Origin of the sequence: Pseudanabaena biceps PCC 7429 (assembly GCF_000332215.1) — a bacterium.
In the GTDB taxonomy this organism is placed as follows: Bacteria; Cyanobacteriota; Cyanobacteriia; order Pseudanabaenales; family Pseudanabaenaceae; genus Pseudanabaena; species Pseudanabaena biceps.
Window position 1 is genome coordinate 1 of the sequence record NZ_ALWB01000088.1, and the last position, 21,296, is coordinate 21,296.

The 21,296-nt window shown below is 44.1% G+C and carries 19 protein-coding genes and 1 pseudogene; 16 read left to right on the forward strand and 4 right to left on the reverse strand.

The window, feature by feature from the left end:
• The 3 genes and pseudogenes from PSE7429_RS25625 to PSE7429_RS11310 all read left to right on the forward strand — a co-directional run.
• Positions 1-138 (forward strand): annotated as a pseudogene (locus tag PSE7429_RS25625) (ISKra4 family transposase); the annotation flags it as partial.
• Positions 139-545: 407 nt separating this feature from the next.
• On the forward strand, positions 546-947 hold the full coding sequence (locus PSE7429_RS11305) for an Imm7 family immunity protein (RefSeq protein ID WP_009627320.1): 402 nt from the start codon (positions 546-548) through the stop codon (positions 945-947).
• 292 nt (positions 948-1,239) lie between these two features.
• Entirely contained in the window at positions 1,240-2,577 is a 1,338-nt protein-coding gene (locus PSE7429_RS11310; RefSeq protein ID WP_009627322.1) for a glutamate-5-semialdehyde dehydrogenase, read from the forward strand.
• Between the two features lie 247 nt (positions 2,578-2,824).
• Here PSE7429_RS11310 and msrA read toward each other — a convergent pair whose 3' ends face one another.
• Positions 2,825-3,511 carry a peptide-methionine (S)-S-oxide reductase MsrA gene (gene msrA / locus PSE7429_RS11315; RefSeq protein WP_009627323.1) on the reverse strand — a complete coding sequence of 229 codons (687 nt, stop codon included), beginning with the start codon at positions 3,509-3,511 and terminating at the stop codon, positions 2,825-2,827.
• A gap of 421 nt (positions 3,512-3,932) precedes the next feature.
• Here msrA and PSE7429_RS11320 point away from each other — a divergent pair, with 421 nt between their 5' ends.
• From PSE7429_RS11320 to PSE7429_RS11330, 3 genes are all read left to right on the forward strand, one after another.
• Positions 3,933-4,892, forward strand: a complete 960-nt coding sequence (locus PSE7429_RS11320; protein WP_009627324.1) for a cytochrome c oxidase subunit II — start codon at positions 3,933-3,935, stop codon at positions 4,890-4,892.
• A gap of 177 nt (positions 4,893-5,069) precedes the next feature.
• Positions 5,070-6,734 (forward strand): cytochrome c oxidase subunit I, encoded by a 1,665-nt coding sequence (ctaD, locus tag PSE7429_RS11325; protein ID WP_009627325.1) that lies wholly within the window; start codon positions 5,070-5,072, stop codon positions 6,732-6,734.
• A 103-nt stretch (positions 6,735-6,837) separates the two neighbouring features.
• A complete protein-coding gene (locus PSE7429_RS11330) occupies positions 6,838-7,458 on the forward strand; it encodes a cytochrome c oxidase subunit 3 (RefSeq protein ID WP_009627326.1) in 621 nt (206 codons plus the stop codon).
• A 289-nt stretch (positions 7,459-7,747) separates the two neighbouring features.
• On the opposite strand, the gene PSE7429_RS27575 is transcribed toward PSE7429_RS11330, so the two are convergent.
• Positions 7,748-7,882, reverse strand: a complete 135-nt coding sequence (locus tag PSE7429_RS27575; protein WP_009627327.1) for a hypothetical protein — start codon at positions 7,880-7,882, stop codon at positions 7,748-7,750.
• A gap of 130 nt (positions 7,883-8,012) precedes the next feature.
• Between PSE7429_RS27575 and PSE7429_RS11340 the strand changes: the two genes are divergently transcribed.
• The 3 genes from PSE7429_RS11340 (at position 8,013) to tyrS (ending at position 11,241) form a co-directional block, all read left to right on the forward strand.
• The gene (locus PSE7429_RS11340) at positions 8,013-8,414 is read left to right on the forward strand and encodes an excinuclease ABC C subunit domain protein (RefSeq protein WP_009627328.1); all 402 of its coding nucleotides are present in this window, start codon (positions 8,013-8,015) and stop codon (positions 8,412-8,414) included.
• A 287-nt stretch (positions 8,415-8,701) separates the two neighbouring features.
• A complete protein-coding gene (locus tag PSE7429_RS11345; protein ID WP_009627329.1) occupies positions 8,702-9,466 on the forward strand; it encodes a hypothetical protein in 765 nt (254 codons plus the stop codon).
• Positions 9,467-10,026: 560 nt separating this feature from the next.
• Positions 10,027-11,241 (forward strand): tyrosine--tRNA ligase, encoded by a 1,215-nt coding sequence (gene tyrS, locus PSE7429_RS11350; RefSeq protein ID WP_009627330.1) that lies wholly within the window; start codon positions 10,027-10,029, stop codon positions 11,239-11,241.
• 123 nt (positions 11,242-11,364) lie between these two features.
• Here tyrS and PSE7429_RS11355 read toward each other — a convergent pair whose 3' ends face one another.
• Positions 11,365-11,832: a tetratricopeptide repeat protein gene (locus tag PSE7429_RS11355; protein WP_009627331.1), complete on the reverse strand. Its 468-nt coding sequence runs from the start codon at positions 11,830-11,832 to the stop codon at positions 11,365-11,367.
• A gap of 189 nt (positions 11,833-12,021) precedes the next feature.
• On the opposite strand from PSE7429_RS11355, the gene PSE7429_RS11360 reads away from it, so the two are divergent.
• The 4 genes from PSE7429_RS11360 (at position 12,022) to PSE7429_RS11380 (ending at position 15,482) form a co-directional block, all read left to right on the forward strand.
• Positions 12,022-12,360, forward strand: a complete 339-nt coding sequence (locus PSE7429_RS11360; RefSeq protein ID WP_009627332.1) for a rhodanese-like domain-containing protein — start codon at positions 12,022-12,024, stop codon at positions 12,358-12,360.
• Positions 12,361-12,822: 462 nt separating this feature from the next.
• Positions 12,823-14,202, forward strand: coding sequence for an anthranilate synthase component I (locus PSE7429_RS11370; RefSeq protein WP_009627334.1), 1,380 nt, complete (start codon positions 12,823-12,825; stop codon positions 14,200-14,202).
• Between the two features lie 201 nt (positions 14,203-14,403).
• Positions 14,404-14,784: a hypothetical protein gene (locus PSE7429_RS11375; protein WP_009627335.1), complete on the forward strand. Its 381-nt coding sequence runs from the start codon at positions 14,404-14,406 to the stop codon at positions 14,782-14,784.
• 314 nt (positions 14,785-15,098) lie between these two features.
• Entirely contained in the window at positions 15,099-15,482 is a 384-nt protein-coding gene (locus PSE7429_RS11380; RefSeq protein WP_009627336.1) for a pentapeptide repeat-containing protein, read from the forward strand.
• A 253-nt stretch (positions 15,483-15,735) separates the two neighbouring features.
• On the opposite strand, the gene PSE7429_RS11385 is transcribed toward PSE7429_RS11380, so the two are convergent.
• Positions 15,736-17,121 carry a TldD/PmbA family protein gene (locus PSE7429_RS11385; protein ID WP_009627337.1) on the reverse strand — a complete coding sequence of 462 codons (1,386 nt, stop codon included), beginning with the start codon at positions 17,119-17,121 and terminating at the stop codon, positions 15,736-15,738.
• Between the two features lie 640 nt (positions 17,122-17,761).
• Between PSE7429_RS11385 and PSE7429_RS11390 the strand changes: the two genes are divergently transcribed.
• The 3 genes from PSE7429_RS11390 to def all read left to right on the forward strand — a co-directional run bounded on the left by PSE7429_RS11390 (position 17,762) and on the right by def (position 21,260).
• On the forward strand, positions 17,762-20,023 hold the full coding sequence (locus tag PSE7429_RS11390) for an ATP-dependent helicase (protein ID WP_009627338.1): 2,262 nt from the start codon (positions 17,762-17,764) through the stop codon (positions 20,021-20,023).
• A 42-nt stretch (positions 20,024-20,065) separates the two neighbouring features.
• Complete coding sequence (locus PSE7429_RS11395) at positions 20,066-20,293, forward strand: hypothetical protein (protein ID WP_009627339.1); 228 nt, start codon at positions 20,066-20,068, stop codon at positions 20,291-20,293.
• Between the two features lie 325 nt (positions 20,294-20,618).
• Positions 20,619-21,260: a peptide deformylase gene (gene def, locus PSE7429_RS11400; RefSeq protein WP_009627340.1), complete on the forward strand. Its 642-nt coding sequence runs from the start codon at positions 20,619-20,621 to the stop codon at positions 21,258-21,260.
• The last annotated feature ends 36 nt before the right edge of the window (positions 21,261-21,296 follow it).

Sequence of the window (21,296 nt, forward strand, 5' to 3'; positions counted from 1 at the left end):
ATTGGCTCTGGTGCTGTTGAATCTACTATCAAGCAAATTGGGCGTAGAATCAAAATATCTGGTGCTCAGTGGAAGCGCGATAATCTTCCCCAAGTTCTTAAACATCGTTGCGCTTATCTCAACCTCAATCTTGCCTAAGTATATTTACTCAGTGCCTAATTGAGATGCTCCCCTTTTTAAGTTTTGTGATTGTAAATGGGATCGCTTAAGGTTGAAACTTATTATTTGCGATCGCATTGCTATAAAGCCTATACAACAAATTACTTTAATCTCATCAGGATTAATCTCCAAGCGGAGATTAATCGAATATACCAATGGATTAATTAGAGAGTTCTATTCCAAAAATACGATCTTCAACATCGTGAGAGAAGAGAACTTTTAGAAGGTAAGGGTGAGTGGGCTGGGGATGAGAGCGATATTCGTTTCACGTAACATCAGTTATGGGTTTGGAATTCCTCTAGGACATAGTGTCATTGAGAAGTTGAATGAGTATTCACAACGTTGCAATGTTCCTGTAATTTATAGATATAAAATGAAGAAGCAATATGTACGAGTATCATGGATGGATTACGTTACGAATGACACCTGGCGAAATTGATAATGAGGAAGCATTATTGTGGGAAGTGCATCAAACAATTAAAAATGTTTTGTCCTCTTTCAACCATAGAAATAGAATTTCAGATTTGAAGATTATGAATGGTCAGTATTTTTTGTGGATTGCAGGAAGTGCTAATCATGCATCATCAGAAGCAAAAGATCTATTTGATCTTCTTGAACTAATTTCCAGCAAAACCCCTGGTTCCTATGGATTAGTCTATATTCTTGATGATGAGGCTCCTGAAAGTCTAAGCAATAAATTTCAAGTAGTTAGAATTGCACGAGGTCAAGTTGAGAAATTCCAAGATAACCTTTTGTCTCCATGTATTCCAGTCATCGAAGATCCATAGTTAGATTATCATTTCTAATTATATCTTGAGGACTAGCAAGATATAACTATTTTGAGCACTCAACAACAACTCTTGATTCATGATCTGTAAATGATAAAATTCCGCAATGATCGACAACATATGCAAATTGCGATTTGATTAGTCGCATTGAAGGAGATATTCGTTCATTTACAAACTGAGATAGGATAGGAGGAGGGCATTTAGTAGTTTGCTTAGTCTCGATTTAGCAAAGCTCTAAGCCAAAACCTCAATCTACGAAAAGTAATAATCTACAAAAGCAATAGAGATTAACGTGTCTGGGAATGTATCTATAGATTTGTCAAAAGATCTGTTCAAGGATCTTGCAGGGGCAATCCAAAGCACTCGCAAGGCAGCGATCGCCTTAGCTAAATTGCCGACGGCTTCTAAAAATGATGCCTTAGAAGCGATCGCCTTAGCCTTAGAACAACATGCCGAAATAATATTGGCAGCCAACCAAAAGGATCTTGCCGCCGCCACTGCCAACCAATTACCGAGCGCCTTGATAGCCCGTCTCAAGTTAGATGCAAACAAGATTCGAGGGATGATTGCAGGGGTGCGCGATGTGATTAGACTTGCCGATCCCATTGGCGATCGCCAAATTCATCGAGAACTGGATGCGGGGCTAGTTTTAGAGCGATTGTCTTGTCCTTTGGGCGTAATTGGCGTAATTTTTGAAGCGCGTCCCGATGCGGTTACCCAAATTGCGGCTCTAGGCATTAAGTCGGGCAATGGGGTAATTCTAAAAGGTGGGAGCGAAGCGGTACATTCCTGTGAAGCGATCGCTACGGTGATGCATCAAGCCTTAGCAGAATTATTTGCCAAACAAGGCGGAGTATCGCCCCAAGTGGTGCAACTATTGACCACCCGTGCCGAAACCCTTGCCATCTTAAAGATGGATAAATTAATCGATCTGATTATTCCCAGAGGTTCCAATCAATTTGTCCGCTATATCCAAGAGAATACCCACATTCCCGTACTCGGTCATGCCGATGGAGTCTGTCATTTGTATGTGGATGCCGCCGCCGATCTGGACAAAGCCGTAGCGATCGCAGTAGATAGCAAAACCCAATATCCTGCGGCTTGCAATGCGATCGAAACTTTATTGGTAAATCAGGCGATCGCCCCTCAGTTTCTGCCCCTTGTTTCCTCTGCCTTGCAGGAGCGTGGCGTGAAGCTTCTAGGTTGTGATCGCACCCGAGCCATGATCGATGTCAGTCCTGCTACTGAGTCCGATTGGTCAACGGAATATTGTGATTTGATTCTATCCATTAAGATGATCGATTCCCTAGAAGAAGCGATCGCTCACATTACCACCTATGGCTCAAAACATACCGAAGCGATCGTGACCGAGGATTTGGCGATCGCCGATATTTTTACGAGCGATATTGATGCTGCGGGGGTGTACCACAACTGCTCTACCAGATTTGCGGATGGCTTCCGCTATGGCTTTGGCGCAGAAGTCGGCATTAGTACCAATAAAATGCCACCTCGCGGACCTGTGGGATTAGAAGGACTAGTTACCTATAAATATCGGCTAGTGGGCGATGGGCATATTGTCGCAACCTATGCAGGGGCAAATGCTAAGGCTTTTACCCATCGGGATTTGTAGATATTAGGTGAGTGGCGGCGCTTCGTGCTGCCACCCACCTTTTTTATACAAATTCACGAAAGTGTGACAACACTTCAGTGAATTAAACACCAAACCCAGTAAGGTTTTGAGATTCCCAAAATGGCAACGCCATTTTGGGAATTGGTATTAACATGAGATTTGAGAAAGGGTTTGCGTAGCAAATCCTTTCTCAAAGCCCAAAAGTAAAAGCCTTGCTACGCGAGGCTTTTACTTTTGGGCTTTGGTATTACTTATACATTTCAGGAAATTGTTTTTTGAGCTGCGCGATTTTGGGAAGGTCGTTAATGACAACATAGGGATAGTTGGGATTGTGGGCAATAAAGTCTTGGTGGTAGTCCTCCGCAGCATAAAAAACCTGTAAAGGCTCTAACTTTGTCACAATCGGTTTGGAGAAGGCTTTGCTTTTATTGAGATTATCTATGTAGGCTTGAGCAATTTGTTTCTGTTTCTCATTGGCAAAAAATATTGCTGATCGATATTGCGAGCCGCTATCAGGACCTTGCCGATTAAGCTGGGTGGGGTCGTGAGCCACATAAAAGTAGATCTGAAGCAGTTGTTCGTAGGAAATTTGAGATGGATCGTAGGTCACTTTTATGGATTCCGCATGTCCAGTTTGACCCGAACCAACAGTTTCGTAATTTGCAGTTTGGGCGGTTCCGCCCGAATAGCCAGAAACCACGTTAGAAACTCCTTGCAAATGCTCGAATACCGCTTCCATTCCCCAGAAACAGCCACCCGCAAATACGGCTGTCATTTTCCCCTGATCGCGATCGCTAGAAACATTAGTAGAAACTAGACTTGTCCTTGGCTCAGACCCGATTGCCGTGACATTAGAAATAGAGTTAAGAAAAAATGTAGCGATCGCGAGACTCCCGAAGCCAAAACAACACACATAAAAACTTCGCTTTGACATGACTATTTCCATTAACTCGTTCTATAGGGTTTACGCAGCTCGATTTATATTGGATGAAGCTACCCCCTTCCCAGTGAATAATTAGGGTTGCGGCGCGAAGCGCCGCCACTCATATTTGTATCTAGGTGCAATTAAATATAAAACCCTAAAAGCTGTAGCGCACGCTGCGCGTGCGCTACAGCTTTTGACTCGGTTTTTTAATTCCAAATATGAAGCGCCGCCCTTCATATTTGGGGCTTTGGTTATTCAATAGCGATCCCAAAGAAATTGCTAAAAGATTACAAACAAATACCCCGTATTTGGGAAATGGATGCAAGATAGACAATATGTCAATCTGTCCTTATTTAGAAAATGAGCTGCTAATAAGCTCCACTTGACCCAGATCCACTATATAGGAGCAGCACGATAGGGCAACCTAACCATGAGAAAAAACAACTTAATTTCAGTGGTCGTCATCATTGGGCTGGTTTTTGCAGCTAGCATCTGGTACGCGCGCAACAATGGTTTGCTACCAGTTGCCGCAGGTGACGAAGCAGTTCTGTACGATGGGCTGTTTAACACGATCCTTGCGATCGCCTTTGGATTTTTCTTGATTGTCGAAGGAGTTTTGATCTACTCCATCGTTAAATTCCGTCGCCGCCAAGGGGACGACACCGATGGACCAGCAATCCATGAAAATCTAAGCCTTGAGATCGTCTGGACAGCTATCCCCACCGTAATCGTGATGTGGGTAGCCATTTATAGTTTTGATGTCTATACCGCCATGCAAGGTTCTCAAAATCTTGATGCCATGGCTCATGGTGGAATGCATCAAACCGTGGCAAAACACGAAAGGGGTGGTATGCCCGCATCAAAAGCAACCCTTGCATCCTCTAATAGTGATGGCACATTAATGGCAGGAACAATGCCAGCGGGTGGAGATGATGTCGTTGCGATCGATGTGAGTGCAATGCAGTTTGCATGGATTTTTAACTATCCCAATGAAATTGCCACAGCGGAACTTCACGTTCCTGTAGGCAAAAAAGTACGCTTAAACATGACTGCGGTTGACGTGCTCCATGCCTTTTGGGTTCCCCAATTACGCATCAAACAAGATGTAATTCCTGGTCGGGAAACTTTTCTAGAGTTTACACCCCGTGTTGTGGGTGAATACCCCGTAGTCTGTGCAGAATTATGTGGTTCCTACCATGGCGGAATGCGCACCACGATGGTAATTGATACACCAGAGGACTACCAAGCATGGTTAAAAGAGCAACAGGAAGTTGCTAGCAACGATCCCGAAGCGATCGTCGCTTCACGTCCCACCTCCCATATGTCCGATCGCGAATATCTGGCAGGGAAAGTAACGCATTTGGGGATGGAGATGGCAAGTAAGAAATAACGAGCAAGAAGTAAAACCCAAGAAGTAAGAAGTAAAAAGTAAACAGCTAAAAGCCAAAAGCTAAAAGCCAAAAGCTAAAAGCCAAAAGCCAAAAGCTAAAAGCTAAAAGCTAAAAGCTAAAAGCTAAAAGCTAAAAGCCAAAATCTTAAAACCCAATCACTCATAACCAAATTCTCTATGACCCAAACCCTCAGTCCAACCCAAGCTTCGAGCGCGGGTGCAGAACCTCCAAAGACTCCTTGGTGGGAATTCTTTACATTCAGTGTCGATCACAAAGTGATCGGCATTCAATATCTCGTTACTTCGTTTGTATTTTATTTGGTCGGTGGAGCACTTGCCTCGGCAGTGCGCGTTGAACTTGCCACACCCGACTCCGATCTGGTCGATCCCGCTTTTTACAATAGTCTGTTTACCATGCATGGCACGGTAATGATTTTCTTGTGGATCGTTCCTGCGGTAACGGGTGGATTCGGCAATTACCTGATCCCCTTAATGATCGGGGCGCGGGATATGGCTTTTCCCCGTTTAAATGCGATCGCTTTTTGGCTAACGATTCCTGCGGGACTACTGCTAATGAGTAGCTTCTTTTTTGGTCCCGCTTCTACGGGTTGGACAGCCTATCCACCTTTGAGCATTTTGACCAATGAGCATGTTGGTCAAGCAATCTGGATTCTGAGCATCATCTTGGTGGGAACTTCATCAATTTTGGCAGCCGTAAATTTCATCGTTACGATCTGGGCGATGCGGATGCCAGAAATGGATCTGTTTAGTATGCCGCTATTCTGCTGGGCAATGATGGCAACGTCGGTACTCGCACTTTTAGCTACGCCAGTATTGGCAGGAGCCATGGTGCTACTGGGCTTTGACCTATTGATTGGCACCAATTTCTTTAACCCCACTGGTGGTGGCGATCCCGTCGTATACCAGCATCTATTCTGGTTTTATTCCCATCCTGCGGTCTATGTGATGGTGCTGCCCGTATTTGGGATCATTTCTGAAGTCCTTCCTCCCCACAGCCGCAAACCAATTTTTGGCTACAAAGCGATCGCTTATTCGAGCATGATGATTTGTGCTTTGGGGCTATTTGTATGGGCGCACCATATGTTTACCAGTGGCACACCCGACTGGTTGCGCGTCTTCTTTATGGTGGCAACACTCTTAGTTGCAGTACCAACGGGGATCAAGGTATTTAGTTGGGTAGCTACGCTCTGGGGCGGTAAATTGCGCTTAGAAAGTCCTTTGCTATTTGCCATGGGCTTCATCTCCACCTTCTTGATCGGTGGCTTGAGCGGAGTTATGCTCGGCTCGACTCCAATTGACATTCACGTTCATGACACCTATTTTGTTGTCGCTCACTTCCATTACGTTTTATTTGGCGGCAGCGTATTTGGTATTTATGCAGGACTCTATCACTGGTTCCCGAAAATGACTGGGCGCATGTTGAATGAGTTTTGGGGCAAGGTGCATTTTGTCCTTACCTTTATTGGGATGCATTTAACCTTTGGTCCGATGCATATTCTCGGTTTGCAAGGAATGCCCCGTCGGGTAGCTCAGTACGATCCCCAATTCGCACCAATTAATGTCATTTGCACCATTGGCGCTTTTGTTCTGGCAATTTCCACAATACCTTTCGTGATCAATGCCGTTTACAGTTGGTTTAAAGGTGAGCAAGCTCCTGATAATCCTTGGAATGCTTTGACACTGGAATGGACGACTTCTTCTCCACCAATTCCCCATAACTGGGTTGGCGAACCCGTTCTCTTGAATGGTCCCTATGACTATGGCGAAGAATACAAGCAAGCTCGCCAAGAAGCGATCGAAGCCGCTCAGTCTATAGCTTAGCCCTTAGCTGAACCATCAAATTTCACATATAGCGTTTTTCATTTTGCCTAAGGCAGAATGAAAAAACAAAGCCCTACTTATTCATTTATCCAACCATTAATCTATGCAAGGATCGATCGCTCCTAATACAGCCATCACAGCAGATGCAGACCATGCCCATGAAGCCGAAGCCCATGCCGAACATCCAGATTTACGGGTTTTTGGCTTGATTGTTTTCCTGATCTCGGAAGGAATGTTGTTTTTTGGTTTATTTGCAGCCTATTTAACTTTCCGATCCGTCGCCACATCATGGCCGCCTGAGGGTACACCAGAACTCGAACTTCTATTGCCAGGAATTAACACGATCATTCTGGTTTCCAGTAGCTTCGTAATTCATCAAGCCGATAGCGCGATTAAAGAAAATAAGGTTAAAGCCGCTCAGCTATGGTTTCTGGCAACATTTGTGATGGGTGCAATTTTTATTGCTGGCCAGATCTATGAATATCAGCATCTAGAGTTTGGGCTAACTACCAATCTATTTGCGAGTACTTTTTACGTGCTAACGGGCTTTCACGGATTTCACGTAATTATTGGGCTTTCTTTAATTGCTGGGGTTTTGGTGCGATCGCTCAAAACTGGGCATTACAGTAGCACCAGTCATTTCGGTATTGAGGCAGCTTCGGTATACTGGCACTTCGTGGACATTGTCTGGATTGTTTTGTTTCTACTTCTATATATTCTCTAAACAATATTCTCTAAACAATATTCTCTAAACAATGCAAGGCTTTTACTTTTGGGCTTTGAGAAAGGGTTTGCTACGCAAACCCTTTCTCAAAGCCCATTTCCAATTATCCCGAACTCAGCATAATTAAAATCCAGAGCTAAAACCTGCGGCGCACGCTGCGCCGCAGGTTTTAGGGTTTTATATTTAATTAAGCCCACTTACTTACCAAGCAAAACCATAAATAATCGCAAAAAATAATCGCAAAGAAAAAGCGGCGCATTGCACCGCTTTTTCTTAGTTAAACGTAAGTTTAGACGTAGGCGGTCTGAAATCCCCACCAGAGGAGGAAACCGATCGCGCTCAAAACGACAATGCTAGATAGCATGATTGATAGGGGGCTGTCGGCATTTTCAAACTTCATGATGCCGCGATTAAAATCTGACATATAAGCAAAACCTAACTAGACAATTTAGATTACTTAACCAAAACAGTTTATTTATAGCTCAACTTCGATAGCGATCGCATAAAAGTAGCAAAATATCTAGGAATAAGCACTTTAGGATAGTAAATCACCTATGTCTGACTGGCTGCGCATTTTTTGGTTGCCATCTAAGTCCATCAAAAAGCTTAAGGAGTTACCCAAACATGCAGGAGTTTATTACATCACCGCACTGTGGATTGTTTTGTATGTTGGCAAAACTAAAAATCTCCGCAATCGATGGAAAAATGACCACCATCGTTATCAGCAGTTTAGGATTTTGCATCCCTTTGGCAGACTACATTACAAGGTTTTAGAGATGGATCGGATTGATGCGTATGAAAAATCCGAAATTAGTCGATTTCGTCCCAAGTGGAATGGGACGGCAAGGGTTACTTTTTGGAATTTACTATGTTTGTTTATAGCTGTATGGGGAAGATTGGCAATTTATGTTTTGTTGCTTTTACTAGCGATCGCGACCCTAATTTACTTTCTGTAGATTAGCTAAGTAACTTTTAATTTTGGGCTTTGAGAAAGGGTTTGCTATGCAAACCCTTTCTCAAAGTCCGTTTCAAAACCTTGCGAGATGGGGAAACTAGATAAAGAATGTAGCAACGTAAGGTTTGCTTAGGACATAAAACCCCAAAGACGAGTGGCGACGCTTCGCGTCGCCACTCGTCCTTGGGGTTTTCTCTTACGTTGTTATAGAAAGCAATATTTTGGGGATGTTTTATTGGGATGTTTTATTGGGAGGTTTTATACTGACAACAAACATCTATGGAGCTTATGTTGCTAACACCGAGATCTGTAAAAAGTCGATTTCGAGCTATTTTTACAAGTATTTTGCTTACTGCCCCACCCAATTTGCCCGATCGCCTAGAACCCATAGTTGAACTAATAATTAATGACAACCTCAACGCGCTCAAAACGACCAAACAAAACGACCAAACCGAAAAAATAGATTTAACTCAAATAGATTTAACTATAGCTGCGATCGGCATTGGAGCCTATTGGCATCAGGATCTACAGGAAATGCGATCACGTCTATTAGCATTACAATCCCATAGCAAAGCCGATATTCAAGAATTAGTATTAGCCTACGTCATCGCCTTAGCCTGTCTGGGTGAATTACACCCCCGATTGCTTATTAACCATATCTGTGATGATTTTCAACCAAGGATCGCGTTAAGCCGTACCCCTCAATCGCAACAGCAATGTCTAGCTCAGCTACAACTCGTGCAGCAATTTGTAGAGTGTGGCGCAAGTACGATCGCATCCCATCGAGAAAACGGTCTATCAGATGCGATCGCCAGTAGTTTGTACTACTTTTTGAGTACCCATCATAGTTGGCGCATAGTGACTACTCGCGCCCAAAGACATCCACAACCTAATCAGCTCCAAGTTACCATCCAGTCAGGAGCGATCGCCGCCGCCTATCTGGGGGAAGTTAACAGTCCTATTGCTCAAGATCAAGCAAATTTCTCCAGAATATCTACCAAAGCAATAATATTAGGCGATCGTCTATGGTCGGCATGGGTAGGCTTGTTTTAAGCCTCAAAAATTCATGAATAGCTATCCTAATCATTTGTAGATTTTTGGGTTTGTGGAAGCGCACCCCTTCGGGGTGTGCTTCCACAAACCATTTAGGATTGCTATAGGGCTTTAACCACTTGCATTAGGACAAAATCAAATCCCAACGCCGATAATCATCTATCCACATAATACCAATTTACGAAAGTGTGACAACACTTTCGTGAATTAAAAACCAAACCCAGTAATGGTTTTCAAAGCTCAAAATGGCTACGCCATTTTGAGCTTTGGTATAGGTACTTGTGCAAAATAAATTACGGAAACCTGTAAAGTTTCGTCCCTGCGGGACGAAACTTTACAGGTTTGGAACAGATTTGGATCTGTAATTAATTATGACTAGCTAGTCAAGCATAGTATTATCTAGATCTTGTGATTTCTCCACATTAGGTATCTAGGCGCAATTAAATATAAGACCTCAAAAGCTGTAGCCCACGCGCAGCGTACCCTACAGCTTTTGGTTCTGGGTTTTAATTATGCCCAGCTACTTATCGCTCGTAAAATATTTAAATAGCCTTTTTAGAATGTCTCAAAGCTCAAACCTAACTAATTTAACAACCCTTCTAGAACGTGGTGTTGTCGAAATATTCCCAGATAGCGAAACTGACAATTTAGGAGATCGCATTCAAAAGAGCGATCGCCCCCTGCGCATCAAACTCGGCATTGATCCCACCCGCCCCGACTTACATTTAGGGCATACGGTCGCTTTACGGAAACTCCGCCAATTCCAAGATGCAGGACATAAAGCAGTATTAATCATCGGCGACTTCACAGCGCAGATCGGCGATCCGACGGGACGGTCGGAAGCCAGACCGAGGCTCACTCCTGAAGAAGTTGCCTACAATGCCGAAACCTACTTAGAGCAAGCTAAGAAAATTCTGGATTTTTCTAGCGATCGCTTTGAGTTACGCCGTAACGGGGAATGGCTCAACAAACTGGATTTACAGCAAATCATTACCCTGCAAGCCAGTATGACCGTGGGGCAAATGCTGGCGAAGGAGGGATTTAGCGATCGCTATGAAAAGGGCACACCGATCTATTTGCATGAATTTCTCTATCCCCTATTACAGGGCTACGACTCTGTCGCGATCGATGCCGATGTAGAACTAGGCGGAACCGATCAAAAATTTAATATTCTCGTCGGTCGGGATCTACAACTAAAGGATAAAAATCGACAAGGTCAACCAGCCCAATTTGGCTTGTTGCTACCTTTGTTAGTAGGTTTAGATGGCGTACAAAAGATGTCTAAATCCCTCGGCAACTACGTCGGACTCACCGACGAGCCATTGAGTATGTATTCCAAACTCGAAAAAGTCCCCGATGCCTTAGTTGACAAATATTTTGAGTTACTGACAGATATCGATCTAGCCACCCTACCCCAAAATCCTCGCGAAAAGCAAAAACAACTAGCTTTAGCGATCGTCGGTCAATACCACAGCCCCGAAGCCGCCCTTCAAGCCCAACAGGATGCCGAGCAAATTGTCCTCGCAGGGAATACCGCCGATCTAGGCGATATCCCCGAATTCGACCTTTCTCAAATTAATTTCCCCGCTCCCTTGCGCTATTTAGTCAAAGCGGCGGGACTTTGCAAAAGCAATAGCGAAGCCCAAAGCCAGATCGAGAATGGCGCGGTTAAACTAGATGGCGAGAAATTAGGCGATCGCACCTTTGCTGAAGCGAGCGAGTTATCGGGAAAGGTATTGCAAGTCGGGAAGAAAAAGTTTTTGCGATTGCTTTAATCTTTTGATTCGATCTGGTTTGGACATAACCCCCCAAAGAGAGTTGCCGCGCTCCGCGCGGCAACTCTCTTTGGGGTTTTATACCAATTCACGAAAGTGTGACAACACTTTTGTGAATTGGTATTAATTCAACATAGCCGTACATTCGAGAATCAACTTTTGGTTGGTGAGGGAGAAAGGTTGAATTTCCAAAGCTCTATGGAAAGTGGCGATCGCTTCGCTATAGTTGCCGATCGCGGCATAGCATAACCCCAGACCGTGAATCGCCCCAAAGTGATAGGGATTGAGCGAAATCGCTTTCAGACAATCTTTGATCGATCGCTTGTAATCGCCTTGCATATAAAATAAAACTGCCCGTCGGTTCCATGCCTCAACAAAATCTGGCTGGGAAAGAATTAATTGGGTGAGCATTAACTCCGCCTGTCTGATATTGCCACTATCCGCCATCATTTGGCTCTGACGCAATACCTGTAATCCCTGCATCCCCTTCTGCATAAACCACATTTCCCATAACCCCTGAGTGGCTCGCTCGCGTATCTCCTCATCGGCACTTTTGAGATCTCTCAACAATTCTTCAATGGGCTGGCTCATTGGTCTAGACAAATAAATTTATGGGTAAATCATTGGTAAATCAATAATTGGACAATCATCTTGCTTGGCAGGACTCTTTTCCAATCATTTAACTTATTGTGAAAGCTAAAGCTCTATCATCTAAAGTTTGAACTAAAAGCGGGACTTGTGTTAGGTTTTTAACTCATACCTAAGAGATATTTTGTCAGTATGTCTATCATACAAATTACCGTCCAAGAGCTAGCCGAACGTTTGGCTGGAGAGCATCAAGATTTGCAACTGATTGATGTGCGCGAACGGCATGAGGTGGAAATCGCCGCGATCGCTGATTTTACGATCTTACCCCTAAGCGAATATGAGGAATGGGCTGCTGATTTCAAGGAAAAATTCGATCCCCACGCAGAAACCCTAGTCTTGTGCCATCACGGGATGCGATCGGCGCAAATGTGTCAATGGCTGATCGAGCGGGGCTTTACCAATGTCAAAAATATCGATGGTGGCATTGATGCCTATGCCTATATCGTCGATCCCACCATGGCAAAATATTGAGAATTTCATCAAAATTTTATCAAATAACAGGTGTTAATGGGTTAGGAAAGGAACGCTAAAAAATACAGCTAAACCAAGCGCGGAAACGATACAGGTAATGATAGTGATGACGATAAACTTGCGATCATTAGCGCCATAAAACCTATTTGGCAGGGAACTTGCAAGTACCATTAATCCAATTACGGCAAGAATTCCAATAAATAAGCTGCGGTTCATAGTTGTTTATTACCCGTGGGGCTGTTGGTAGTTTTGTGGTTCGGATCGTTTGATATATTTCCCGATTTCTCTATCCTACCGTGACTATGAAACGGCAATTTTGGCAATTTTGGCAATTTTTATAGATGTAGCTTTTGGTGTTCTCACAAAAGACGAGTGGCGGTGCGCAGCACCGTCACTCGTCTTTTGCGTTATATCAGTTGACCAAATTGCGGTTTAATAAAACCGTACCTTATAAAATCTTCTATGACCGATTGGGTGTGGCTTCAGCGATCGCTACCCACAGAAATGACAGGCGCAGATTTATGGGAATCGCTCTATGCGCATGATCCTGTAACGGTTTTGCTGGAAAGCCCCGCCGCAGTCCCTTCAAAACTAGCCCGCTATTCCATTGCCGCAGGTAAACCCCTACGCTTTTGGACTCCCGAAGTTGGGGAAATTTTACCCTGTCTAGAAAAATTGCGATCGCAATTAGTCGCTTCTGCTCAGAATTCCCACATCGATCAACTCCCACAGCATTTACCATTTACGGGGGGCTATCTGGGCTGGTTAGGTTATGATCTCGCTTGGGAGATCGAGCACTTACCCTATACCAAAACCGATACCTTACCTTTTCCGATCGCATTTTGGTATGAGCCATCTAGTTTTGCAGTCATGGATCATCAGACGCAGGAAGTCTGGATCGCCGCTAGCAATCGCCAAGAATTAAATGAGCTAAGCGATCGCTTCAGTCATCGAGTTTCCCAGATAAAATCCCCAGCTAATTCTTTGTCGTTCCAGTCAACCGCATCGATCCTTGGGGCTCAGCCTTCCTATTCGCCCTCCCAGCAAGGCTATGAGATGATGGTGGACAAAGTCAAAGAGCATATTTATGCGGGAGATATTTTTCAGGCTAATCTCTCAATGCGATTTGGTCATCCTTGGCAAGCCGATGGATGGCAACTATACCGACATTTACAAAAGATCAACCCTTCTCCTTTTGCCAGTTATTGGCGCACACCTTGGGGTGAAGTGATCAGCGTTTCCCCCGAACGGCTAGTCAGTTTACGCGATCGCCATGCCGAAACTCGCCCCATTGCGGGGACAAGACCGCGCGGCAAAACCGAGCAGCAAGATCAGGAGTTTGAACGCGAATTACTTGCTTGTACCAAAGAACAGGCCGAACATATCATGCTCGTCGATCTCGAACGTAACGACCTCGGAAGGGTCTGCGAAGCAGGGACTATTAAAGTGAACGAGTTGCTGGCGATCGAGCACTATAGCCATGTGATGCATCTTGTTAGTAACGTGGTGGGTAAATTGCGAAGCGATCGCACTTTAGTCGATCTGATCCGCGCTACTTTTCCTGGGGGGACAATTACGGGCTGTCCGAAAATACGTTGTATGGAAATTATCGAGAAATTAGAACCCCAACGCCGCAGTTTATTTTATGGTTCCTGTGGCTATATCGATCGACGGGGCAATATGGATCTGAATATTCTGATTCGGACTTTGCTCAAAACTAACGATCACATTTGGGGACAGGTCGGCGCAGGGATCGTCGCTGATAGTATGAGCGATCGAGAATGGCGCGAATCTCTGCAAAAAGCCCAAGCCCAACTATCCGCTCTCGGACTAAGCAGTTGAGAGCGTACCGCCCACTTAGCGGGCGGTACGCTCTTCTAGGTTTTAAGAGGGTTTTCAAAGCTCAAAATGGCGTAGCCATTTTGAGCTTTGGTATAACGTCATAAAGTATCGAAATTAGTGGCGCATGGCTTCACCCCACACCACTAATTTATTCACTGGGAAGGGAGTAATATAACTACATACTCAAAAGTTTATATACCTGTGAATTACTATTTTCCTTCCGATCCTCCCTATTTTTTATTTGCTATTTCTCTCATGGCAGGAATTGCCTGTGGACGCTCCTTTGAAGTAACTTTGCGCAATCTTGTCAATATTTGGTCTAAAAGCAAATCTTCGCGCACCATGCTAGAGCTAAAAAGTGCCAGCATCAAAGTGCCCTATCTCGGCATGACCATTAGTATCGCCGTATTTATGTCCACGGGACTAGAAGTATTTGGGTTTCCGACGCTTTTCGGCTATATCGTCGCCATTCCCATTACGTTAGGCATTGCTCTCCTTGTTTGGCGGCAATTAGGACAAATGCTGGTGGAGTTAGAAAAAGGTGGCTCAGCAGCACTAGATCTAGACTCTTTTGAGGGTTAGGTATTACGGGACAAATTTTTATAACCGCTAGCCATCCACAGAATCAAAGAATTTTTGTTAAACTCATTACATTACCATATTTTTAGCAAAAACTCAGTTTCTCGCTTTTGTTTTATAGCTATATTCAGTAATGTTAGGACAAAAATCAAACCCAATAGAGAGTTGCGGCGCTTTGCGCCGCAACTCTCTATTGGGTCTTGAGTAACTATAGCTATAACTTTAAGCTAAAGGTACTATAAAAGCCTCGCTTGACAAAGCTTTTAAAAATTTGTCTGTACAATAACTAATAGAATTTTGCCTAGGCTAGTCAATTAATGGATGCTAAAGAATTTTTACAAGTCTATCGAGCGGGGCGAAAAGTATTTTCTAATATCGATCTCGTAGGTGCTGATTTACAGGCGATCGATCTGCACAAGATTGACTTTAGCCACGCCTTAATGAGTAAAGCTAACTTTGCCAATTCTAAGCTCTGCCGTGCTAATCTCACTGGGGCAGATCTGAGCTACTCCAATTTAAACAGTGCCGATCTTCATCGCGCCAATTTGCGCTATGCCAATCTTAAGGGAGCAGATTTGCGCAATGCTGATCTGCGTGGGGCAGATTTACGTGGGGCTAATTTAAGTTGGGCAAATATGCAGGATGCTCTTTTTGAGGGGGCCCAGATGACAAATGTTAATTTTTACAATGCTAAAAAATAGGCATTATAAATTAAATAATTAACGTCAATTCGGGTTAAGCTGGCAAATTTTAAAACACCAAAAGTAAAAGCCTTGCTAAGCAAGGCTTTTACTTTTGGTGTTTGAGAAAGGGTTTGCTACGCAAACCCTTTCTCAAAGCCCGTTTATCTACCTACCAGTAAATAATCAGGAGTGCACGGCTTCGCCGCGCACTCCTGATTATTTACTGGGAAGGGAGTAGATAGATAAATGGGTCAAAAAGCGACCCATTTATCTATGCTTCGCCAGTGATTGACAGCCCCTCTACCCAAATTTTGGGTGCAACCCCTGAAGGAGTAATCTTTACCTCTGGTTCAACATAAACGATCGCCTTGAGTAATTCCAAGATATCACCTGCTACAGTGGCGGACTCAATACTGATGCGATCGCCTTTATTTAACAACCAACCATCAAAAGGCAAAGAAAAAGAACCCTGTGATGCCTGTACTCCTGCATGAAGTGCTTGAAGTTCGTCAATCCAAATAACATTATCCACCTTTTCTAAGTCATAAATTGTCTCATTTGTCTCATTAGCTGTATTACTGCGCTCTACATGAAAAAAGTTAGGGCTTACAGAAACCTTCGCCCCCACGCTACCATTGCCCGTCGGCTTGGCATTCAGGCGCTTTGCCGTGACCGAGCTATGCAAAAAGTTAACTAAAACACCATCAGTAATTAAGGGTGTGCGGCGAGTTGGCGTTCCCTCGCCATCAAAGGTTGATGCGCCAACATTACCTATATGCAGTTCGTCATCGCTCACATTTAGTAAGGGCGAAGCGATCTGAGTACCAATTGAATCGGGGTTAGAGAGACTGTTTTTATCAAGAATGCTCTGGGCATTAAAGAGACTCGAAAAGGCACTAATTAAACTTAAAAAGGCTTCAGGAGAAAATACGACTAAGTACTTACCAGATTTAATTTTGTCATAATTCAAATGACTGATGGTTTTTTCCGCAGTTTCTTCAATACAACCCTTGACATCTAAACTAGCAAAATCACGACTCACGCGATAAGCCCCAGCACTGCGAGGTTTTCTGTCTTCTTCTTCAGTTTTGGTATAAAGATAAATGGAACTATAGGAACTACTTTCGTTCCGCATTGCGCCATCGCTATTAAGATAGAATCGGCTGATATCGCGTTGTGATAGACCATTATAGGGAACTCCCGCGATCGCCCTATGTTTTGCTAATAATTCTTTCTCGGCATCTAAAAGGCTGGCGACAAGCAGTTCGATCGCAGCTTGAGATGTGGTTGGGGGGGCAGTTTGAGATGCAGTTTGAGATGCTTGAGGGAGAATCGCGATCGCTTCGGGACTAAAATCGGGAATATTTTCCTTAGCCCCAAAAAAACTCGCTTCATGGGCGCTTTGGAGGGCAAGTTCTAATCCCACGCGATCGGTATTAGTGGTGGAAGTAACACCAACCGTCCCTTCCTCATTCCAAACCCTCACGGTGACACTAGCGCGATTAGATGCCGATACTTGTTTTGGCTCGCCGCTATCAACTTCGGCACTGGTTTCATCAACGATCGCACCGTAAATATCAAATTTTTTAATCCCTAGCTTGGTAGCGGTATCTTTGGCATCGGAGACTAATTTTTCTACACTAAGCGCTGATGACATAGACCTTATTATTCGTTTTTAATTTTTTCCAGTTAGCTAAGTAGTTCAGCACAATGAAAAATCATAACCAGAGAGCGTACCGCCCGCTAAGCGGGCGGTACGCTCTTCTAGGTTTTAAGTTTACTTATGCTTAGCTACTTATTAATCATCATATAGCAGTCCTAAATCATTGGTGAGAAAAATAAGGCTTCGACTTCGCTCAGCCAGAGTATCCTGATAGATGAGCGAAGTCGAAACCGCTCTCAACTCATTTACAGCGCTTTGCGCTCAAACCCAAACCAAGGAAACTTTTGAAAGCGTTGCTTTGCAACGCTTTCAAAAGTTTCCTTGTGGTTCGTTTGATCGATAATTGCTGTAGGATTTCTATTGCAAGCGAAATACCATAAATTTTCAAGGGCAGTTGGCTCTTGTATCCAAAGAGAGATATGGCGCTTTGCGCCATATCTCTCTTTGTTTTTTTGATTTTGTCTTAATATGACTGGCGACAGCTATAAAATACTAAGTAAAATACTAAGTAGTTCGGCATAATTAAAAACCAAAACCAGAGAGCATACCGCCCGCTGTGCGGGCGGTATGCTCTTCTGGATTTTAAGTTTACTTATGCCTAGCTACTTAATTAATTTCCTGTGATAAATTCCCTATGGTTTCCCCTGAAGTTCTTCATGAATTGCGCCAAACTCTCCGTAAAGGGCAACAACCAATGGCAGACTGGCAGGGGGGAGAGTTGGCTGTATCCGCAGTACCAGGCGCAGGCAAATCGACGGGAATGGCAGTTGCAGCGGCGATCGCGATCGCTAAGTTGCAACTCCATCGACACAAGCAACTAGTAATCGTTACCTTTACGCGCTCGGCTGTCAGCAATATTCGCAAAAAAGTATCCGAGCATTTAAAAAATCTTCGCTTACCCCAGAGTGCTTTTACGGTCAGTACTCTCCATAGCTTAGCCTATAACATTGCCAGTACCCATCGCGAACTATCGGGATTTGGCGTGGGAGAAACCAAAATTATTTCCGAATCGCTCAAACAGAAGCTAATTCGCAATGCCACCTATCTCTGGGTGAAAGAGAATCCTAAACTATACGATCTACTTCTCGAAGGTAGAAACTTTGATGGTGAGGATACCGAACGTTTGCGCCGACAAACCGTATTGCGCACCGATGTATTGCCGAGCTTAGCGAGAGAAGCGATCGCTACCGCAAAAAGCTCTGGCTTGAGTCCATGGGAACTGCGCGATGCCGAAGCCCCTGATGGAGGGAATATTTTAGAAATTGCGGCGGGACTTTATGAAACCTACGAGCGACTACTGCGACAGGAAGGAGCGATCGACTATGACGATATGATTTTGGGGGCATTGCGAGTATTAAGAAATGATGGCGTTCGTAAATATTGGCAAGAAAGGATTTTTGCGGTATTTGAAGATGAAGCTCAAGACTCTTCTCCATTACAGACTAAGTTATTAGAGATTCTGGCGCAGCATTCCCTCGCCCAACCGCCCTTTTCATCGGAGGGAGCAGAGGTTAAAAACCTCATGCGAGTTGGGGATCCCAATCAAGCGATTAATTCTACCTTTACGCCCGCCGATCCGCGTTTTTTTAATGAGTTTTGCGATCGCTGTCACCTTAATTCCCAACTCTCCACCCTTGATCGGGCGGGGCGCAGTACTAGCAATATAATGCGCGCCGCAAATTACGTCCTACATTGGGTCAATCATTCCGAATATGCTCGAATCGAGAAGCCCTTCCGCCCTCAAAAAATCCGCCCCGTCGATGCTGACGACCCTCAAGCAAATGCCAATCCCGAACCCATTGGCAAGGGTGTAGAGATTTATACTCCCGATGATATCGAGCGGGAAATAGAAATGATTGGCGATCGCATTCTGCAACTATATGCCCTAGATCCCCAAACCAGTATGGCGATTTTGGTGCGCCAACATAATCAGGGGCGATTTGTGGCGGATGCCTTGGCATGGCTGAGCAAGGAGCATGACATAAAAATCTATGATGTGGAACAAAGCGATCGCCGTTCGCGTGTGCCGATGGATATGTTGGCAATTTTGCAATTTATGGAGCGCCCCCATTCCCCTGACAATCTCAAGTCAGCCTTAGAAGTTCTCAAAGATCGCCAAAAAATCTCATCGCAGCAGGATCTTAATGCGCTTGCCAGCAATCCCGAAAAATTTCTCTATCCCACCCTCCTCGATCCGAGCCTATCCCCCCTCGCGCAAGAGACTCAATCCAAATGTATCGGGCTGCTCCGTGCCAAAATAACGCTCCCCCTGTACAACCTGATTCCCTTTATTGCCTTCACCCTCTACGACGAAGAGGCAGGGCTATTAGCAACGGCGGATAAATTAGGCGATCGCCTCAACCAGCAACTCGTCGGCAATTACTCAATGCAAACCATAATTGAAGCCCTCCGCGAAATTGTGGAATCGGAGAGTTTTGAAGCTGTTGAAGATGAGAATTTAGAAGGACGTTACATGGCAGGCGGACAGGTAACGATTATTAGTTTGCACAAGTCCAAGGGTTTAGACTGGGATGTAGTTTTCATGCCCTTTCTCCATAAACGCATTTGTCCTGGAGAAGCCTATATTCCTGAAGCGGTTAAATTTTTAGGGGATTTCGGCTTGCCCGAAGTAACGCGAGCCCAGATTCGGGCGATCGTTCACGGCGATCGCCTTCCTAACGCTGAAGAAGCTTGGGCACAATATAACTACCTCAAACAGGCTGAGGAGTTTCGGTTACTTTACGTTGGCATGACCCGTGCCAAGAAATTGCTATGGCTTTCAGCGTCTAAAGCCGCCCCTTTCAGTTGGAATACTCTAGAGAACCGCACTGAAAATGCGCCAATTTGCCCTGCGATCGCTGAGTTAGCTCGTAAATTCCCTGAACTACTTTCCTAAGATGCTAAAATATGCCTTGATATTTTGTTAGGAAAACAACATATGTCCACTAGACGCAGTGATAGCGCATTTCCTGTTGGTTATAACCGAGATACTGATAGCCTTGTCGAAGGAATGACAAAACGCGAATATTTTGCGATTATGATCATGCAAGGACTCACAACGGCTAATGCTAAGTTTGAAGATGAGTATCAGAAAGCACGTTTAGCTGTCACTGAAGCTGATGCCTTGATCGATATTCTCGCCTACGAAGCAAATCCTAAAGCATAGCGCCCTTAATGATATAGCTGTTAGCTATCGCCATTTGCGTTAGGACAAAATCAAAACTCAAGAAGAGAAGGTTGACGCTGAGCGTTAACCTTCTCTTCTTGAGTTTCTGGCGACAGCCATGTTTTCTATAGGGAGACTATTATAGAGATAGATTTTCAGTTAATGTATCCAAGTAAGTAGCTAGGTATAAGTAAACTTAAAATCCAGAAGAGCATACCGCCCGCTACGCGGGCGGTATGCTCTCTGGTTTTAGTTTTTAATTATGCCGAACTACTTAATTCATCTAAATAATTCATCTAAATAATTCATCTAAAGTAATTTACCTATGTTTACCCAGCCAATTAAATTGATTAATCAAACACTTACCAAAAAATTTAATAAACCCCTTAATCAGATATTTACTTTATTTACTCATTTATTTACTCAAGAAAATCCTAAGCAATCGGTTTACCAGATTGGTAATCCAATCTTGAGGCAAATCGCTCAACCGATCGCTGATGTGAGCGATCGCGAGATCCAACAGCTAATTGATGCCATGCTAGTTACTCTCAAAGAAAGTAGAGGTGTTGGCTTGGCAGCTCCGCAAATCGGAAAATCACTCCAATTATTAATTGTGGCTTCCCATCCCAATCAACGCTATCCTCATGCTCCCCAAATGGAACCAACAGCCATGATCAATCCCCAAATCATCTCGCATTCAGAGGAAACTGAAAAAGGATGGGAAGGTTGTTTGTCCGTACCAATGATTCGTGGGCTAGTCCCTCGCTACCGTGAAATTGAAGTTGCCTATACGGATCGATATGGCGATCGGCAAGTTGCTAAATTGACGGATTTTGTGGCTCGAATATTTCAACATGAATACGATCATTTAGAAGGCAAGGTCTTTTTAGATCGGGTAGAAAGCTCCCTCGATCTCGCCTCGGAAGCTGAGTATCACAAGCTTTTACAAGTATCTAAAGTAAGTTAAAACTGCAAATAAGAAGGCGGCGCGAAGCGCCGCCTT

Bases quoted from the DNA above. Each gene is read 5' to 3' on its own strand.
- PSE7429_RS11305 (WP_009627320.1), top strand. From the start codon at position 546: ATGTACGAGTATCATGGATGGATTACGTTACGAATGACACCTGGCGAA.
- msrA (WP_009627323.1), bottom strand. From the start codon at position 3,511: ATGTCAAAGCGAAGTTTTTATGTGTGTTGTTTTGGCTTCGGGAGTCTC.
- PSE7429_RS11320 (WP_009627324.1), top strand. From the start codon at position 3,933: ATGAGAAAAAACAACTTAATTTCAGTGGTCGTCATCATTGGGCTGGTT.
- ctaD (WP_009627325.1), top strand. From the start codon at position 5,070: ATGACCCAAACCCTCAGTCCAACCCAAGCTTCGAGCGCGGGTGCAGAA.
- PSE7429_RS11330 (WP_009627326.1), top strand. From the start codon at position 6,838: ATGCAAGGATCGATCGCTCCTAATACAGCCATCACAGCAGATGCAGAC.
- PSE7429_RS27575 (WP_009627327.1), bottom strand. From the start codon at position 7,882: ATGTCAGATTTTAATCGCGGCATCATGAAGTTTGAAAATGCCGACAGC.
- PSE7429_RS11340 (WP_009627328.1), top strand. From the start codon at position 8,013: ATGTCTGACTGGCTGCGCATTTTTTGGTTGCCATCTAAGTCCATCAAA.
- PSE7429_RS11345 (WP_009627329.1), top strand. From the start codon at position 8,702: ATGTTGCTAACACCGAGATCTGTAAAAAGTCGATTTCGAGCTATTTTT.
- tyrS (WP_009627330.1), top strand. From the start codon at position 10,027: ATGTCTCAAAGCTCAAACCTAACTAATTTAACAACCCTTCTAGAACGT.
- PSE7429_RS11355 (WP_009627331.1), bottom strand. From the start codon at position 11,832: ATGAGCCAGCCCATTGAAGAATTGTTGAGAGATCTCAAAAGTGCCGAT.
- PSE7429_RS11360 (WP_009627332.1), top strand. From the start codon at position 12,022: ATGTCTATCATACAAATTACCGTCCAAGAGCTAGCCGAACGTTTGGCT.
- PSE7429_RS11370 (WP_009627334.1), top strand. From the start codon at position 12,823: ATGACCGATTGGGTGTGGCTTCAGCGATCGCTACCCACAGAAATGACA.
- PSE7429_RS11380 (WP_009627336.1), top strand. From the start codon at position 15,099: ATGGATGCTAAAGAATTTTTACAAGTCTATCGAGCGGGGCGAAAAGTA.
- PSE7429_RS11385 (WP_009627337.1), bottom strand. From the start codon at position 17,121: ATGTCATCAGCGCTTAGTGTAGAAAAATTAGTCTCCGATGCCAAAGAT.
- PSE7429_RS11390 (WP_009627338.1), top strand. From the start codon at position 17,762: ATGGTTTCCCCTGAAGTTCTTCATGAATTGCGCCAAACTCTCCGTAAA.
- PSE7429_RS11395 (WP_009627339.1), top strand. From the start codon at position 20,066: ATGTCCACTAGACGCAGTGATAGCGCATTTCCTGTTGGTTATAACCGA.
- def (WP_009627340.1), top strand. From the start codon at position 20,619: ATGTTTACCCAGCCAATTAAATTGATTAATCAAACACTTACCAAAAAA.